Genomic DNA, 14,241 nt, shown 5'->3' on the forward strand with positions numbered 1-14,241 from the left:
CGCGGCTCAGAACGACAAGTTTTGACCTTCACTCCATATACTTAAGATCGTCATTCCGGACGAGCCTAAGCGAGCCATCCGGAATCTCTTACAAGCACTATATTCTGAGATTCCCGACTCACTCCTTCGTCGCTCTCGAGAATGACGTTGTGAGTGCGGATAGAAGATCCCAACTTTCTTAAGTCCGTCATTCCAGCGAACCTAGGTGAGACTAGGAATCTACTTTCAACAAACTCTGAAATAACAGAGAAAACAAAAAATCCACCTCAATCGAGGTGGATTTCAACATTCAACTCAAAGCAAATTCGATTAAGACTTTGGCTCTGATTTCGCGTCGAACTTCTCAGACCATGCCGCTAGAATCTCTGCACGCTTGCTGCCCATTTGCGCGAAGTCCATCTTCGCCATGTTCTCTTGAACGTTCGGGAAGTTAGACACAGTCGCTTTCACTTCTTTATGTGCAACCACCGGATACATTTCTACGTAAAGCTCGTTTGCTGCTTTAGAGATTGACCAGTCGACAACGCGCTTCGCTGCATCCGACTCTTTTACAAGACCAACGGCTTCTGATTCCCAGCCGATGCCTTTTGGTGTGATAACCGCTAGTGGTGCACCTTGTGTTTTCAGCTTCGCGCCGCGGCTCGCCATCGAGATACCGATAGCCACTTCGCCCATACCCGCTTGAACACATGGCTTAGAGCCAGAGTGCGTGTAGTGTGCAATGTTCTTGTCTAGGTCACGCATGTAGTTCCATGCCTGATCTTCACCCATGTTTTGTAGCCAAGCAGAAACCTGCATGTAGCCAGTGCCCGAAGACGCAGGGTTAGGCATTGCAATGTGACCTTTGTAAACCGGCTTTGTTAGGTCTTCCCAAGACGTTGGTTTCGGTAGGTTAAGTTGTTTCGCTACCGCTTCGTTGAAACAAACTGCGTTGAAGAACGCATCGTTACCGAACCAAGCTTGGTTTGATTGAGGGTCGTTTAGGTTCGCGTGCAGCTCTTCCAAACCTTTTGGTGTGTAAGGCTTAAGAAGACCTTCATCTTTAAGCAGTGCCATTGACGAGCCAGCAAGACCCCAAACCACTTCCGCTTGAGGGTTGTTCTTTTCTGCCAGCAATTTCGCCGTCATGATACCGGTGGAATCGCGAACCCACTTAATCTTGATATCTGGGTTATCTTTCTCAAACGCAGACTTGTATTTAGCAAGAATGTCAGTTTCGAAAGCGGTGTAAACCGTGACTTCCTGTGCTGCCATTGCATTCGTAGCTAGCAGAGAGACAAGTGCAGCCAGCGATCCTTTCATCAAACGGTTTTTCATCATTTTCTCCAGTTAATTTGGCTAAGTTTTCATTTGGTCTGTACCAGTTGACGATATACACCCTACTGAGCCTTTGTGACGAATTCATGACCATTAAATGGCAGTTTTACGAAAATTATCGATGAATAATCGTTCAATTAATCCGCCATTTTCTGGATATTAAAGTTTTATGAAATTGGAGATTCGCCTATTTACTGCCCTTTTCTTCCTCGCTAGAGTGAACTTGAAATTTGGTGTAGACCAATTAGCCTATTCTGATGGAAATCGAGATGAAAAACGAATACCTACTACTGACTCCAGGTCCTCTATCTACTTCTGAAACAGTACGTGAAGCCATGCTAAAAGACTGGTGTACTTGGGATGATGAATACAACAAAGACATTGTAGAAGTGATCCGCACTAAGCTTGTAAAACTGGCGACGGAGCAAGACGGTTACACCAGCGTACTAATGCAAGGTAGCGGCACCGCATCAGTAGAAGCAACGATTGGCAGTGCTATTGGCAAAGATGGAAAATTGTTGGTTGTCGACAACGGTGCTTACGGTGCGCGTATCGCTCAGATCGCTGATTACCTAAATATTCCATGCCATGTAGTTTCCCCAGGCGAAACATCACAGCCACACTTGAACGAGGTGGAAACTGCATTGGCATCGGATCCTGCTATCACACACGTGGCAATTGTTCACTGTGAAACAACCACTGGCATGCTTAACCCAATTGAGGCATTTGCTTCTGCGGCAAAAGCACACGGTAAAGTGGTGATTCTCGATGCCATGTCGAGCTTTGGTGGCATTCCTATCGATATCGCAGAGCTAGGCATCGATTTTATGATCAGCTCTGCAAACAAATGTATTCAAGGCGTACCGGGTTTTGGCTTTGTGATTGCGAAACAAACTGAGCTAGAAAAGTGCCAAGGTCAGGCGCGTTCTTTGAGCCTTGATCTTTACGACCAGTGGCACTGTATGGAAGTGAACCACGGCAAATGGCGTTTCACGTCTCCAACGCACACAGTTCGCGCTTTCTACCAAGCATTGCTAGAACTGGAACAAGAAGGCGGCATTGAGGCTCGTCATAACCGCTACCAAACTAACCAGAAAACACTGGTTGCAGGTATGCGCTCTTTGGGTTTCGAACCGCTACTGAGTGATGACCTTCACTCGCCAATCATCACTTCTTTCTACTCTCCGACGCACAGTGATTACCAATTCAAAGCGTTCTACACGCGTTTGAAAGAGCAAGGCTTCGTGATTTATCCGGGTAAAGTATCGAACGCAGATTGCTTCCGCATCGGCAACATTGGAGAAGTTTACCCAGCAGATATCGAGCGCTTAATCGGTGCGATTGAAAAAGCAATGTACTGGCAAGTTGCGTAAAGCAACCTTCTGATTGAGAAAGCGTTATGACTCAGAATATCAAACCGACCCATTTCCGTAGCGAAGGCGATGTCAACACGACACCAGCGCGCCAAGCTTGGAATGCATCGATGGATGACGAACGCACGCAAGCCTTGTTAAAGCGTGATTCAGAGGTATTTCTTCATCAAGCAATGTCGACACCTTGCTTAGATACCTTGGAAGCAGCAGAAGGCATCTACATCCAAGATGCTACAGGCAAAAAGTACATGGATTTCCATGGCAATAACGTCCATCAGCTGGGCTACGGTCATCCGCATGTGATTAAACGCGTGCAAGAGCAAATTGCCAAACTGCCGTTTTCACCACGTCGTTTTACCAACGAGACCGCAATTGAATGTGCCGAAAAGCTCACCCAAATCTGTGGCGGCGAATTGAACCGCGTGCTGTTTGCTCCAGGTGGCACATCTGCGGTTGGCATGGCACTTAAACTAGCGCGCCACATCACGGGCAACTACAAGGTGGTGTCTCTGTGGGATTCCTTCCACGGCGCATCGTTGGATGCCATCTCAGTAGGTGGCGAAGCGTGTTTCCGACAAGGCATGGGGCCATTAATGGCAGGTGTTGAACGCATTCCACCAGCCGTATCTTACCGTGGCGCTTTCCCAGTTGCGGACAGCAGCGATGTGCATTACGCCGATTACCTTGAATACGTGATTGAGAAAGAAGGCGGCGTGGGCGCGTTTATCGCAGAAGCGGTTCGCAACACAGATGTTCAAGTGCCAAGTAAAGCCTACTGGAAACGCATCCGTGAAATCTGTGACAAACACAATGTCATGCTGATCATCGACGACATCCCTAACGGTATGGGTCGCAGCGGTGAATGGTTTACCTACCAAACCTACGACATCGAGCCAGATATACTCTGCATCGGAAAAGGTTTGGGCGGAGGCTTAGTGCCTATCGCAGCCATGGTAACCAAAGACAAATACAACACCGCCGAGCAAATCTCCATGGGTCATTACACTCATGAGAAAAGTCCTATCGGTTGTGCTGCAGCACTGGCAACCATGGAAGCCATTGAGCAAGACGGCTTGCTAGATAAAGCCAAAGCCGACAGCCAGTTCATGCGTGAAAAGCTGCTAGAGATGAAAGCCAAATACCCAGTGATTGGTGATGTGCGTGGCATCGGCATGTTGTGGGGCATTGAGTTGGTCACTGACCACGAAAGCAAAGCACGCGCGTATGACGAAGCGGAAGCTGTGCTGTACCAATGCCTCAACAACGGAGTGAGTTTCAAGGTATCGCAAGGTAACGTGATTCAACTCAGCCCACCGCTGATCATCACTCGCGAACAACTGACAGAAGCGTTGGCGATCTTCGAAGAAGCCATCGCCAAAGTGTATAAAGACTTTAACTACATTTAGGGTCAATAGACCTCAACAAAAACCAATTTATCCAGAGCGCGGTTCCAATGTGTAGGCAGCGCTCTGGCAAGCAAGAAAAAGGATTGAACATGAGCAACTCACCAATTCAAGCAGTGATCTTTGACTGGGCTGGCACTATCGTCGATTTCGGCTCTTTTGCGCCAACCAGCATCTTTGTGGAAGCGTTCAAACAAGGCTTTGATTTTGAAATCGACCTTGAAGAAGCGCGCGAACCAATGGGTCTTGGTAAGTGGGATCACATCCAAGCAGTGGGTCGTATTCCTGCAGTTGATAAGCGCTGGAATGAGAAGTTTGGTCGCTCAATGACCAGCGAAGACATCGACGCTATCTACGCAGCATTCATGCCGCTGCAAAAAGCAAAAGTGGCTGACCACGCAGAGCCAATCCTTAATGCGATTGAAGTTGTGAACGCTCTGAAAGACAAAGGCATCAAGATCGGTTCTTGTTCTGGTTACCCTCGCGAAGTGATGGACGTACTGATTCCAGTGGCAGCGGATTACGGCTACAAACCGGATTACGTGGTAGCAACGGATGACCTGCCGCAAGGTGGTCGCCCAGCACCATTTATGGCACTGAAAAACGTGATTGAGCTGAATGTAACGGACGTTAATACGTGTGTCAAAGTGGATGACGCCGCACCGGGCATCGATGAAGGTCATAACGCCGGTATGTGGACCGTTGGTCTATTACTTTCTGGTAACGAAGCAGGTCTAACGTTTGAAGAATACCAAGCTGCGGACGAAGCAACGCTTAATGCCGCCCGTGAAAAAGCGCGTGCAAAATTGCTCAAGAGCTCGCCGCATTACCTCATCGACACCATTGCTGACTTCCCTGAAGTGGTTGCAGATATCGAACGTCGCTTAGCAGCAGGTGAGCGTCCGTAGTAGAGAATCATTATTCTCACACATAAAAAACCTCTCAGCATCGAGAGGTTTTTTGTATCACGTATTAGTTTCTAACCAAATGAGGTTAGTTGATCGCAGTACTCGCTCGGCGTTTTAGCTTAAAGCCCATGTCCGTTGCATGTTCTACAGGCTCACCTTTAATGGCTTGCAGTAACTTGTCTGCGGCTTTCGTCCCCATACGTTCGTAATCGAATTCCGCACAGGTCAAACTTGGGTAGGCGTGCTCACCCATAGAAGAGCCTTCCAAACAGATAATCGCAATGTCAGTCGGGACTTTCAGCACTCGGCGATGACACTCAAACAACGCGCCAATCGCAATCTCTTCATGGCTACATACCAGAGCATTCAAACTTGAATCGCGCAGCAATAACTTTGCCAACCCTTCCGCACCTAATTGTGAAGATGGCGCTTCGTGGGTGGTTAAGAAATGGTCCGGTGCAAGGTAGTTCTCAATCATCGCGCTTTGCCAGCCGTGTAGCTTACGTTGCAAAGTGGAGTGATCCCCACGCGCACCAATGAAGCCCACGTTCTTGAAGCCTTGCTCAATCACATGCTTGGTACAGGCTTTACCCACCTCAAAATGGTCAACACCGATATTGAGGTAACTGGCTTTCGAACTTAACTCAGCAATTTCCAATACTGGCGTGTTCGAGGCTTCCAAAAGCTGATTAGTACGTTGGCTGTGTTCATTACCAAACAGCACGACTCCGGCTGGGCGGCTCTCAAGAAATGTCGAAAGCAGTTTCTCTTCTTGCTCTACCGAGTAGTCGCTGTAGCCAAGCAGTAACTGATAACCCGCTTTGTTCAACGCTTGTTGAAAGCTCGGTAAGAAAAGCGCGCACGCTTTTTCAAACAGGGAAGGAATGATAAGAGCGATGGAGTAACTTTCAGCAGACGCCAAAGCCCCTGCCGCTTTATTCGGGATATAGCCGAGCTCATCAACCACTTGTTGAATCTTTTCTCTCAGCTTGTCAGATACTAGCTCGGGCGTTCGTAATGCTCGCGACACCGTCATGGTGCCTACGCCGGCTTTTTTAGCGACGTCCGCCAAGGTGACATTGCCAGTACTTCTTCGTTTGCGAGGTTCGCTCATTGTTCTTATTTAGTGTTCTCTATTTTCTGCCGCGACATCTTACCACAGCGTTTTAGTGGTTTTGATATTAGCGCATTAGAAGTCGATCACAAGCATATGAAACTCGGATGACTGATAAAAATGGTAGCGCTATCACAATTTATGATAGCGCTATCAGATAGCGCTACCATTTGTGATCATTCTCAGGTTTTTCTGACAAATTGATCGATAAAGTACCCATCAACAAAACAACAAACCGGAAAGATCCAATGCTACGTGAACTGATTACCTCTGATGTGATTCGCATCCATTCTGATGCTACTGACTGGAAAGATGCGGTGAGCAAATCCTGTGAAGCACTGATTGAAAATGGCGCGATTGAGCCAAGCTACGTGGACGCTATTTACCGCTCACACGAAGAGCTCGGTCCTTACTACGTGGTAGGTCCTGGTATGGCAATGCCACACGCTCGCCCTGAAGATGGCGTTAACCGTTTGTCTCTTGCCATCACAGTGATTCAAAACGGCGTGAACTTCGATTCTGAAGGTAACGACCCAGTAAAAATGCTGGTTACGCTAGCCGCGACAGACAGTAACTCGCACGTGGATGCGATTTCTAAACTGGCTGAGTTGTTTATGAATGAAGAGCATGTAGAAGCCATCTGCACCGCTCAAAACACACAAGATGTTCTCGCGATCATCGAAAAATACTAACTCCTGATGTGCCCTTAAAAAATGGGCATACACCCCTATAAAAAGAAAAGGTCTGAATTATGAAAATTATGGTTGTTTGCGGTCACGGTCTTGGTACTAGCCTAATGATGGAAATGAGCATCAAAGGCATCGTGAAAGAATTGAATGTAAACGCAGAAGTGGATCATATCGATCTAGGCTCTGCAAAAGGTACGGATTGTGACATCTTCATCGGTACTAACGACATCGTTGAACAGTTGAACGCGCTTGGCGTTGAACCACGAATCGTTGCGCTTGATAACATGGTCGACAAAGTGGCAATGAAAGAGCGTCTATCTGCAGCACTTCAAGAGCTTGGCGCTCTATAAGGTGGCGTTATGGAATTTTTCAGTTTCTTAATGAACGACGTCCTATCAGAGCCGGCGGTTCTGGTAGGTCTTATCGCCCTAATCGGCTTAATTGCCCAGAAAAAACCAGTCACTGAGTGTATTAAAGGCACGGTAAAAACTATTCTTGGTTTCATCGTGCTTGGTGCGGGTGCGGGTCTGGTTGTAACTTCTCTGGGTGACTTCGCGACGATTTTCCAACACGCGTTCGGCATCACTGGCGTGGTTCCAAACAACGAAGCTATCGTCTCTATCGCACAAGAAGCGTTTGGTAAAGAGATGGCGATGATCATGTTCTTCGGTATGTTAGTGAACATTCTGATCGCTCGCTTCACGCCATGGAAATTCATCTTCCTAACGGGTCACCACACGTTATTTATGTCAATGATGGTAGCGGCGATCCTTGCTTCTAGCGGCATGAAAGGTGTTCCACTGATCGCGCTTGGCTCTCTAGTTGTGGGCTCTGTGATGGTGTTCTTCCCTGCGATTGCTCACAAGTACATGAAGCAAGTAACAGGTTCTGACGACGTTGCGATTGGTCACTTCTCTACCCTTTCTTACGTACTAGCGGGCTTTATTGGCAGCAAGTTCGGTAATAAAGAACACTCTACTGAAGAGATGAACGTACCTAAGAGCTTGTTGTTCCTACGTGATACGCCTGTAGCAATCTCGTTCACCATGGGCATCATCTTTATGGTGACGTGTATCTTCGCTGGCGGTGACTTTGTACGCGAAGTTAGCGGTGGTAAGCACTGGTTCATGTTCGCACTGATGCAATCCATCACATTCGCCGGTGGTGTGTACGTTATCCTTCAAGGTGTACGTATGGTTATCGCAGAAATCGTTCCGGCGTTTAAAGGCATCTCAGACAAACTAGTACCAAACGCGAAACCTGCGCTTGATTGTCCGGTTGTATTCCCATACGCACCAAACGCGGTATTGGTGGGCTTCCTATCGAGCTTTGCGGCGGGTCTTTTGGGTATGTTCCTACTTTACGTGATGGGTCTTACTGTGATTATCCCTGGTGTCGTTCCACACTTCTTCGTAGGTGCTGCAGCAGGTGTATTTGGTAACGCTACAGGTGGTCGTCGCGGTGCAATCTTAGGTGCTTTTGCGCAAGGTTTACTGATTACCTTCCTACCAGTATTCCTAATGCCAGTACTTGGTGACCTAGGCTTTGCTAACACGACCTTCAGTGACGCAGACTTCGGCGCTGTTGGTATCCTACTGGGTCTGATTGTTCGCTAAGTGGTTAGTCTGAATATGACTAGCTGATAACTGACTTGATTGAGGCGCGAATAGGCTCATCGGCATCAATCTTCAAGAATCTCTAGTCATAGCAAGCGACTAGCTTTAGAAGAAACCAGTCATAAAAAATAATCATACAAAACAATCGTAGAAAGAAAACAAACGCCCCTCACGTGAGGGGCGTTTTTCTTTTTGGCACTATCTTAAGCAAGTTTAGCTTATTGAAGCGTACTTCCGTTAGATAGCAGCTTTCTTGTCGGCTCTTGCTCGGTGTATTCGACCGCATCGTGATCCGCGAGCTTCTCGACTTCCGCCTGTTCACCCACCACAACCAACACGTGTTGTTTCACCAGAGCGTCGACCACTTCAATGTTGTGCTGACGAAGAAGCGCTCTCACTTCGCTCTCTTTTCCTTCATGATACTTAACAAAGTAACGCGCAGGTTGCTGCTCGGCTTGATCTTGGCGTTCATCCACGAGAGGAAATCCTTGATTGTTTGCCAAGCTGCTTGAGCTCAGTCCGATTGCCAATAGTGCGGTAGCGCCTACCACAGACAAAGAAAGTAAGGTCAACTTCTTCATAGTCACTCCTTATTGAAAGGTCAGAGTCCAACTGTTGATGGTGCCTGTGTCTCTTCTGGCACTGTCCACCGCTTTTAGTTCCCATGTACCTTGCGATTCAAAACCAGAAAAATCCGCTTGGAACGTGTTTTTTATATCGTTAGCGCTACCGCCAGTATTATTGTGAAGTACAACTTCTCCACCAGTCGGTGACGTTAAAGTCACTCGTAGATCACCGATGTAAGTGTGGCTAATATCAACGTCAATACTTACTGTGCCTGAATCACCAGAGCGATCGACTTCTACTGCACTGATTGCGCCAGAAGATTTATTATCTGGAATCGCAACAGGGCTGGTATTTGAGAAGCTAGAGTCCGAAGAGCTACCACCATCAGGTCCATTACAGCCAGCGTCCAAGAACAGCTTCGCCGCTTCAGCATTAACTAGGCCGTGGCCAGTACGGTTGTCTCGACCAGCAACATCAATATCTGTTGCAGTTTTCACTAGGGCATTACGTACTTGCGCTGCTGTACAGGTTGGGTGGTAACTCCACACCAAGCCAGCTACGCCCGTTACGTGCGGTGTCGCCATTGATGTACCATTGTAGTACTCGTAATCTTCACCAGAGGTTGTTGCAACAGTAATTTCCTGACCAACATACCCCAATAGCTCTTGACCAAATGCACGATCAACCGTTACCGAAACCATACGATAAGCGTTGTTTGTGTCTACCAAGAATGGGTTTTGTAAACCAGGTAGTTCAGAGTTGCTGTATACGATTGCAGCTCGCGCACCCGCATTGTAACAAGCCTGAACCGCATCCACTTCAGGGTAGTTTCCTGAAGACTGGTTGCCAATACGCTCAGTCAAACAAATTTTGCCCGACATATCACCACAGTTAACATTACCGCCAGATACATCACAGCTATCTAGCGTTGCCGTTACTGAACCAGCGATTGGATCCGGAACATACGAAGAACCGTTATTGATCAAACGATTGTGAGGAACAATCCCACGATCAAACTGACTTACACCATTCAAGGTAATATCAGAAAGTTTACCTTCACCTACCGTAACCGTTGATAAGATCGCCACACCCGGGCCTGAGATCTCAACTTGATTAGTAGATTGTGAGAACGCTGCATGATCATTTTGATTATCAACAGCCGCAACAGACATCACTGAGTCATAAGAAGCTGGATAGCTGTGCGCTGTATTGCCATCATTGCCCGCAGCGGCGATCAATAGAACGCCTTGATCGTAAATATTTTGCAGTGCATTTTGCTCAGTTCGGCTTGATTGACTACCACCAAGGCTCATGTTCACAACGTTAGCACCATTATCGGCACAGGTCTGGATTGCTTTAACAAGCCCAGATGAGTAACCCCAACCCGATTCGTTAAATACTTTCACGATGTGCAAATTCACATTCTGGTTTGGCATCACACCCTTTACACCTTCGGTGTTGGCAATCGCAGCAATCGTACCCGCGACGTGAGTACCGTGGGCATTGTTGTTACCCGGATCACTCCATGATCCCGTACCACTATCGTTAGTACCAGCAACGCGGTTACCGCTTAGGTCGTTGTGCGAAATGTCGTACCCTGAATCGATAATACATACAGTGCGATTACCCGCATTGAAGTCGGCTAGCAGTTGAGCATTAACCGCTTCATATCCCCATGGGGTCGTTTCGCTGAGCAAATAGCGAGGTGGATCGACTTCCACGTATTCCACATCACTACGGTTGCGAAGCGGCTCTAAGTCATCGCCATCCAATTCAACGCTGTAAATGGCGCGATTGCCCAGTTTTTCCACCTTACGTGCCTTCACCTGTTCTAGAACAGACTCCTGCGCGATTCGTGGCCCCCAGAATGAGTTACCCCCCATTGAAGAACGGCTGACTGCATCTTCTTTGAATTTGACGATGTACTTCGTCGGTAACTTAGATTCATCAAATCCCATTGGTGGAGCCGCAAACGCTGACATCGAAGTGGTCAGTGCTATTGCTACGGCAGACAACGAAAATAAGCCTTGTTTTTTACTTGTTGTGTAGTGCATTTGCCCTATTCCTTATTTGAGCTAATTTTTATTCACTATATTCTCATGAAAAGTCATCATCATGATGTTTACATGAGAGCTTCAGCTATAGTTTACAGAGCAAAAATGCCAAACAATTTGTTTCATGAATATACAAATTTGTACAAAAGATCATTCAATAAACACTTTAAGTTAACATTAAAAATCATCAACAAAGCCTTATAAAGCAATTACTTAATTAACAAAAAGTGAATGTTAAATTAATGTTAGTGAGTAATTATTCTAAATATCACCCATTTAATCGATTGCTATGCTGAATGGATTTTTTGACCGTGGTGCCAAAACTGAAATATTGAATATTTAGTTGTTGACTGTCTTGAGCATTTACTCAGAATTAGAAGGTTTAGTGAGAAAAATTCTCATCTAAATACTGTTATAGCCGAGCGTATTCACGCATTCGGAACAATAACCATTACAAGAAGAGTGAATGATGAAAAAAACAATCACACTATTAACTGCATTACTTCCGCTTGCCTCCGCCATTGCAGAGGAGCCAACTTTATCACCGGCAATGGTTTCTGCGGCTGAAGTGGTTAGCGCGCAAGAAAATCAAACTTATACGTACGTTCGATGCTGGTATCGTACGAGCCACTCTAAGGACGATGCGGCTACCGATTGGAAATGGGCAAAAAACAAAGATGGTAGTGACTTCACTATCGATGGTTATTGGTGGAGCTCTGTTTCATTTAAAAACATGTTCTACACCAATACCTCACAAAACGTAATTCGCCAGCGTTGTGAAGAAACACTAGATCTAGCGAACGAGAACGCAGACATTACATTTTTTGCTGCCGACAATCGTTATTCTTATAACCACACGATCTGGAGCAATGATGCTGCAATGCAACCAGATCAGATAAACAAAGTAGTGGCTTTAGGCGATAGCTTGTCTGATACAGGCAACATCTTTAACGCGTCCCAATGGCGCTTTCCTAACCCGAATAGCTGGTTCTTGGGTCACTTCTCAAACGGTTTTGTTTGGACGGAATACGTTGCTAAAGCCAAAAACTTACCGCTATACAACTGGGCAGTTGGTGGCGCAGCAGGTGAAAACCAATACATCGCGCTAACTGGTGTCGGCGAACAAGTTTCTTCTTACTTAACCTACACAAAGCTGGCGAAGAACTACAACCCTGCTAACACATTGTTTACGTTAGAGTTTGGTTTAAATGATTTCATGAACTACAACCGTAGCGTGCCGGAAGTAAAAGCGGATTACGCTGAAGCTCTGATTCGTTTAACAGACGCTGGCGCGAAGAACTTCATGTTGATGACACTGCCAGATGCAACCAAAGCACCACAGTTCAAATACTCAACACAGGAAGAAATTGAAACGATTCGTGCGAAAGTATTGAAGATGAACGAGTTCATCAAAGCACAAGCGATGTACTACAAAGCCCAAGGCTACAACATCGCATTGTTTGATACACACGCACTGTTTGAGAAGTTAACCTCGGCACCAGAAGAACACGGTTTCGTAAATGCAAGCGACCCTTGCTTAGACATCAACCGTTCATCCTCTGTTGACTACATGTACACTCACTCATTACGTTCTGAATGTGCAGCATCTGGCGCAGATAAGTTCGTGTTCTGGGATGTGACTCACCCAACCACAGCAACGCATCGTTATGTGGCTGAAAAAATGTTAGAAAGCAGCAATAACTTAGAAGAGTTTCGCTTTTAATAAGCCGTTGTTGTTCATTGCAAGTTAATCTGCATAAAAATGACCACGATGCTTCGTGGTCATTTTTTATCGATATCGACCCCCGATAACGGGTTTATTTGAGCTCGCTTACTTCAAGCCGTTGATTTAGAGACGTTGACTTTGAGCAGTCTCATTCAGCGTTCTGTTTTGGTACGTTACCGCGGAAGCTGTTCACCATAATAGAGATCAACGTCTTTAAGGTTTCATCATCACTGCGGTATGAGTAGGCTCGTATACCCGTAAACTGAACCTGGAACAACTGAGCAAGAAGCAATGTATCCTGGGCTTCAATTTCGCCATTCTCGATTGCTCGCTCAAACAGCTTTGCAAGAAAAGATTCAAATTGGTTTGCTAAGCTGTTTGTTTGATTGCGCAGCGCATTAAAATCCTCAGCAAATTCACTTGCTGATTTGACTAACATGCACACTTCACTGGGATTGGAGTCTCGCTGATTGATAACCACATCAATCGCGAAAGCTTCTATTGCATCTAGAACCGTTGTGTTCTGAGCTAAATGCAACTCAAACAGGGCTTGTAAGTTCGCAACGTACATTTTTAGCGCTTCACAATATAGCCCCTCTTTTGACCCAAACGTCGCATAGATACTTCCAGGACGCAGATTAACGCTATCTTGTAAATCACGTGTAGATGTTGCATGAAAACCTTTCTTCCAGAATAGATCCGAGGCAGCTTTCACCACTTCATCACGTTGGAATTTCTTTGTATTCGCCATGAGCAATTATCAATTTTGAACATGTGCTCAATTTTATATTGAGCGACCGCTCAAAATCAACTATCCTGTTCTTGCCTAATCCGCTCATATCCAATTACAGGAGATTTAAACATGGCAGAATTTAAACTGTATACCGCAGAAAACGCACCCGAAGGATCAAAGCATCTGATTGAAAATTCAGTCAAAGCGTTTGGCATGCTACCAAATCTTCATGCTGTTATGGCTGAAGCGCCAACCTTGCTTGAGGGTTATCAAGTTGTGCATGAGCTCTTTCAACAAACATCATTTAACGCAGAAGAATTGACCGTCGTATGGCAAACCATCAACGTTGAACATGGTTGTCACTACTGCGTTCCTGCTCATAGTGCGATCGCGGCGTCAATGAAAGTGGATCAGGAGATTGTTGATGCTCTCGTCAACCAAACACCATTGGCAGACGAAAAACTTGAAACACTACGAGAAACAACGCTTCAAATGGTGCGTCAACGTGGTGTAGTGGAAGAGTCTCAGATAGAGAAATTCTTTGCGGCAGGTTACGGACAGCAGCAACTGCTTGAAATTGTTCTTGGTCTAGCGCAAAAAGTGATGAGTAACTACACCAATCACCTAGCTGACACCCCGGTTGATGCACCTTTCAAGAAGTTCGCCAAGTAACTTAAGCTTTTATTACTGGTCCCATTCATGGGACCAGTAATACCTTCAAAAAAGGCTTTGTTGCATGGC

At 46.2% G+C, this 14,241-nt stretch carries 13 protein-coding genes; 8 read left to right on the plus strand and 5 right to left on the minus strand.

The genetic code is table 11. The annotated features are described in order from the left end of the window. Positions 1 to 309 precede the first annotated feature (309 nt). Positions 310 to 1,320, minus strand: a complete 1,011-nt coding sequence (locus tag R7Z41_RS09890; protein ID WP_005384363.1) for a putative 2-aminoethylphosphonate ABC transporter substrate-binding protein — start codon at positions 1,318 to 1,320, stop codon at positions 310 to 312. 266 nt (positions 1,321 to 1,586) lie between these two features. Here R7Z41_RS09890 and phnW point away from each other — a divergent pair, with 266 nt between their 5' ends. The 3 genes from phnW to phnX all read left to right on the plus strand — a co-directional run bounded on the left by phnW (position 1,587) and on the right by phnX (position 5,001). After that, on the plus strand, positions 1,587 to 2,690 hold the full coding sequence (gene phnW, locus R7Z41_RS09895) for a 2-aminoethylphosphonate--pyruvate transaminase (RefSeq protein ID WP_005432490.1): 1,104 nt from the start codon (positions 1,587 to 1,589) through the stop codon (positions 2,688 to 2,690). Positions 2,691 to 2,716: 26 nt separating this feature from the next. Next, positions 2,717 to 4,096, plus strand: coding sequence for an aspartate aminotransferase family protein (locus tag R7Z41_RS09900; RefSeq protein WP_171342664.1), 1,380 nt, complete (start codon positions 2,717 to 2,719; stop codon positions 4,094 to 4,096). Positions 4,097 to 4,185: 89 nt separating this feature from the next. Next, positions 4,186 to 5,001, plus strand: a complete 816-nt coding sequence (gene phnX / locus R7Z41_RS09905) for a phosphonoacetaldehyde hydrolase (protein ID WP_225478028.1) — start codon at positions 4,186 to 4,188, stop codon at positions 4,999 to 5,001. Positions 5,002 to 5,086: 85 nt separating this feature from the next. Here phnX and R7Z41_RS09910 read toward each other — a convergent pair whose 3' ends face one another. Next, positions 5,087 to 6,115: a LacI family DNA-binding transcriptional regulator gene (locus R7Z41_RS09910; RefSeq protein WP_005442357.1), complete on the minus strand. Its 1,029-nt coding sequence runs from the start codon at positions 6,113 to 6,115 to the stop codon at positions 5,087 to 5,089. Positions 6,116 to 6,363: 248 nt separating this feature from the next. On the opposite strand from R7Z41_RS09910, the gene R7Z41_RS09915 reads away from it, so the two are divergent. From R7Z41_RS09915 to R7Z41_RS09925, 3 genes are read left to right on the plus strand one after another with little or no spacing between them, the layout of a single operon-like run. After that, positions 6,364 to 6,807 carry a PTS sugar transporter subunit IIA gene (locus R7Z41_RS09915; protein ID WP_005384357.1) on the plus strand — a complete coding sequence of 148 codons (444 nt, stop codon included), beginning with the start codon at positions 6,364 to 6,366 and terminating at the stop codon, positions 6,805 to 6,807. 59 nt (positions 6,808 to 6,866) lie between these two features. Continuing rightward, the gene (locus tag R7Z41_RS09920; protein WP_171342666.1) at positions 6,867 to 7,154 is read left to right on the plus strand and encodes a PTS sugar transporter subunit IIB; all 288 of its coding nucleotides are present in this window, start codon (positions 6,867 to 6,869) and stop codon (positions 7,152 to 7,154) included. A 9-nt stretch (positions 7,155 to 7,163) separates the two neighbouring features. Next, the gene (locus tag R7Z41_RS09925; protein ID WP_005384349.1) at positions 7,164 to 8,420 is read left to right on the plus strand and encodes a PTS ascorbate transporter subunit IIC; all 1,257 of its coding nucleotides are present in this window, start codon (positions 7,164 to 7,166) and stop codon (positions 8,418 to 8,420) included. 218 nt (positions 8,421 to 8,638) lie between these two features. Here the strand turns inward: R7Z41_RS09925 and R7Z41_RS09930 are convergent, their stop codons facing one another. After that, complete coding sequence (locus tag R7Z41_RS09930) at positions 8,639 to 9,001, minus strand: ATPase (protein ID WP_213870230.1); 363 nt, start codon at positions 8,999 to 9,001, stop codon at positions 8,639 to 8,641. 9 nt (positions 9,002 to 9,010) lie between these two features. Further along, on the minus strand, positions 9,011 to 11,041 hold the full coding sequence (locus R7Z41_RS09935; RefSeq protein WP_053307150.1) for a S8 family serine peptidase: 2,031 nt from the start codon (positions 11,039 to 11,041) through the stop codon (positions 9,011 to 9,013). Between the two features lie 466 nt (positions 11,042 to 11,507). Here R7Z41_RS09935 and R7Z41_RS09940 point away from each other — a divergent pair, with 466 nt between their 5' ends. Next, the gene (locus tag R7Z41_RS09940; protein WP_104980377.1) at positions 11,508 to 12,764 is read left to right on the plus strand and encodes a type 2 secretion system lipase; all 1,257 of its coding nucleotides are present in this window, start codon (positions 11,508 to 11,510) and stop codon (positions 12,762 to 12,764) included. 151 nt (positions 12,765 to 12,915) lie between these two features. Here R7Z41_RS09940 and R7Z41_RS09945 read toward each other — a convergent pair whose 3' ends face one another. Next, on the minus strand, positions 12,916 to 13,518 hold the full coding sequence (locus R7Z41_RS09945; protein ID WP_005384344.1) for a TetR/AcrR family transcriptional regulator: 603 nt from the start codon (positions 13,516 to 13,518) through the stop codon (positions 12,916 to 12,918). 111 nt (positions 13,519 to 13,629) lie between these two features. On the opposite strand from R7Z41_RS09945, the gene R7Z41_RS09950 reads away from it, so the two are divergent. Next, positions 13,630 to 14,172, plus strand: a complete 543-nt coding sequence (locus tag R7Z41_RS09950) for a carboxymuconolactone decarboxylase family protein (protein ID WP_005374097.1) — start codon at positions 13,630 to 13,632, stop codon at positions 14,170 to 14,172. The last annotated feature ends 69 nt before the right edge of the window (positions 14,173 to 14,241 follow it).

The sequence above is a fragment of the Vibrio sp. 1457 genome (genome assembly GCF_033340195.1).
Classification (GTDB): domain Bacteria; phylum Pseudomonadota; class Gammaproteobacteria; order Enterobacterales; family Vibrionaceae; genus Vibrio; species Vibrio alginolyticus.

What these genes read in the sequence shown, in the direction of transcription:
- R7Z41_RS09890 (WP_005384363.1), bottom strand. Translation starts at nt 1,320, where the DNA reads ATGATGAAAAACCGTTTGATGAAAGGATCGCTGGCTGCACTTGTCTCT.
- phnW (WP_005432490.1), top strand. Translation starts at nt 1,587, where the DNA reads ATGAAAAACGAATACCTACTACTGACTCCAGGTCCTCTATCTACTTCT.
- R7Z41_RS09900 (WP_171342664.1), top strand. Translation starts at nt 2,717, where the DNA reads ATGACTCAGAATATCAAACCGACCCATTTCCGTAGCGAAGGCGATGTC.
- phnX (WP_225478028.1), top strand. Translation starts at nt 4,186, where the DNA reads ATGAGCAACTCACCAATTCAAGCAGTGATCTTTGACTGGGCTGGCACT.
- R7Z41_RS09910 (WP_005442357.1), bottom strand. Translation starts at nt 6,115, where the DNA reads ATGAGCGAACCTCGCAAACGAAGAAGTACTGGCAATGTCACCTTGGCG.
- R7Z41_RS09915 (WP_005384357.1), top strand. Translation starts at nt 6,364, where the DNA reads ATGCTACGTGAACTGATTACCTCTGATGTGATTCGCATCCATTCTGAT.
- R7Z41_RS09920 (WP_171342666.1), top strand. Translation starts at nt 6,867, where the DNA reads ATGAAAATTATGGTTGTTTGCGGTCACGGTCTTGGTACTAGCCTAATG.
- R7Z41_RS09925 (WP_005384349.1), top strand. Translation starts at nt 7,164, where the DNA reads ATGGAATTTTTCAGTTTCTTAATGAACGACGTCCTATCAGAGCCGGCG.
- R7Z41_RS09930 (WP_213870230.1), bottom strand. Translation starts at nt 9,001, where the DNA reads ATGAAGAAGTTGACCTTACTTTCTTTGTCTGTGGTAGGCGCTACCGCA.
- R7Z41_RS09935 (WP_053307150.1), bottom strand. Translation starts at nt 11,041, where the DNA reads ATGCACTACACAACAAGTAAAAAACAAGGCTTATTTTCGTTGTCTGCC.
- R7Z41_RS09940 (WP_104980377.1), top strand. Translation starts at nt 11,508, where the DNA reads ATGATGAAAAAAACAATCACACTATTAACTGCATTACTTCCGCTTGCC.
- R7Z41_RS09945 (WP_005384344.1), bottom strand. Translation starts at nt 13,518, where the DNA reads ATGGCGAATACAAAGAAATTCCAACGTGATGAAGTGGTGAAAGCTGCC.
- R7Z41_RS09950 (WP_005374097.1), top strand. Translation starts at nt 13,630, where the DNA reads ATGGCAGAATTTAAACTGTATACCGCAGAAAACGCACCCGAAGGATCA.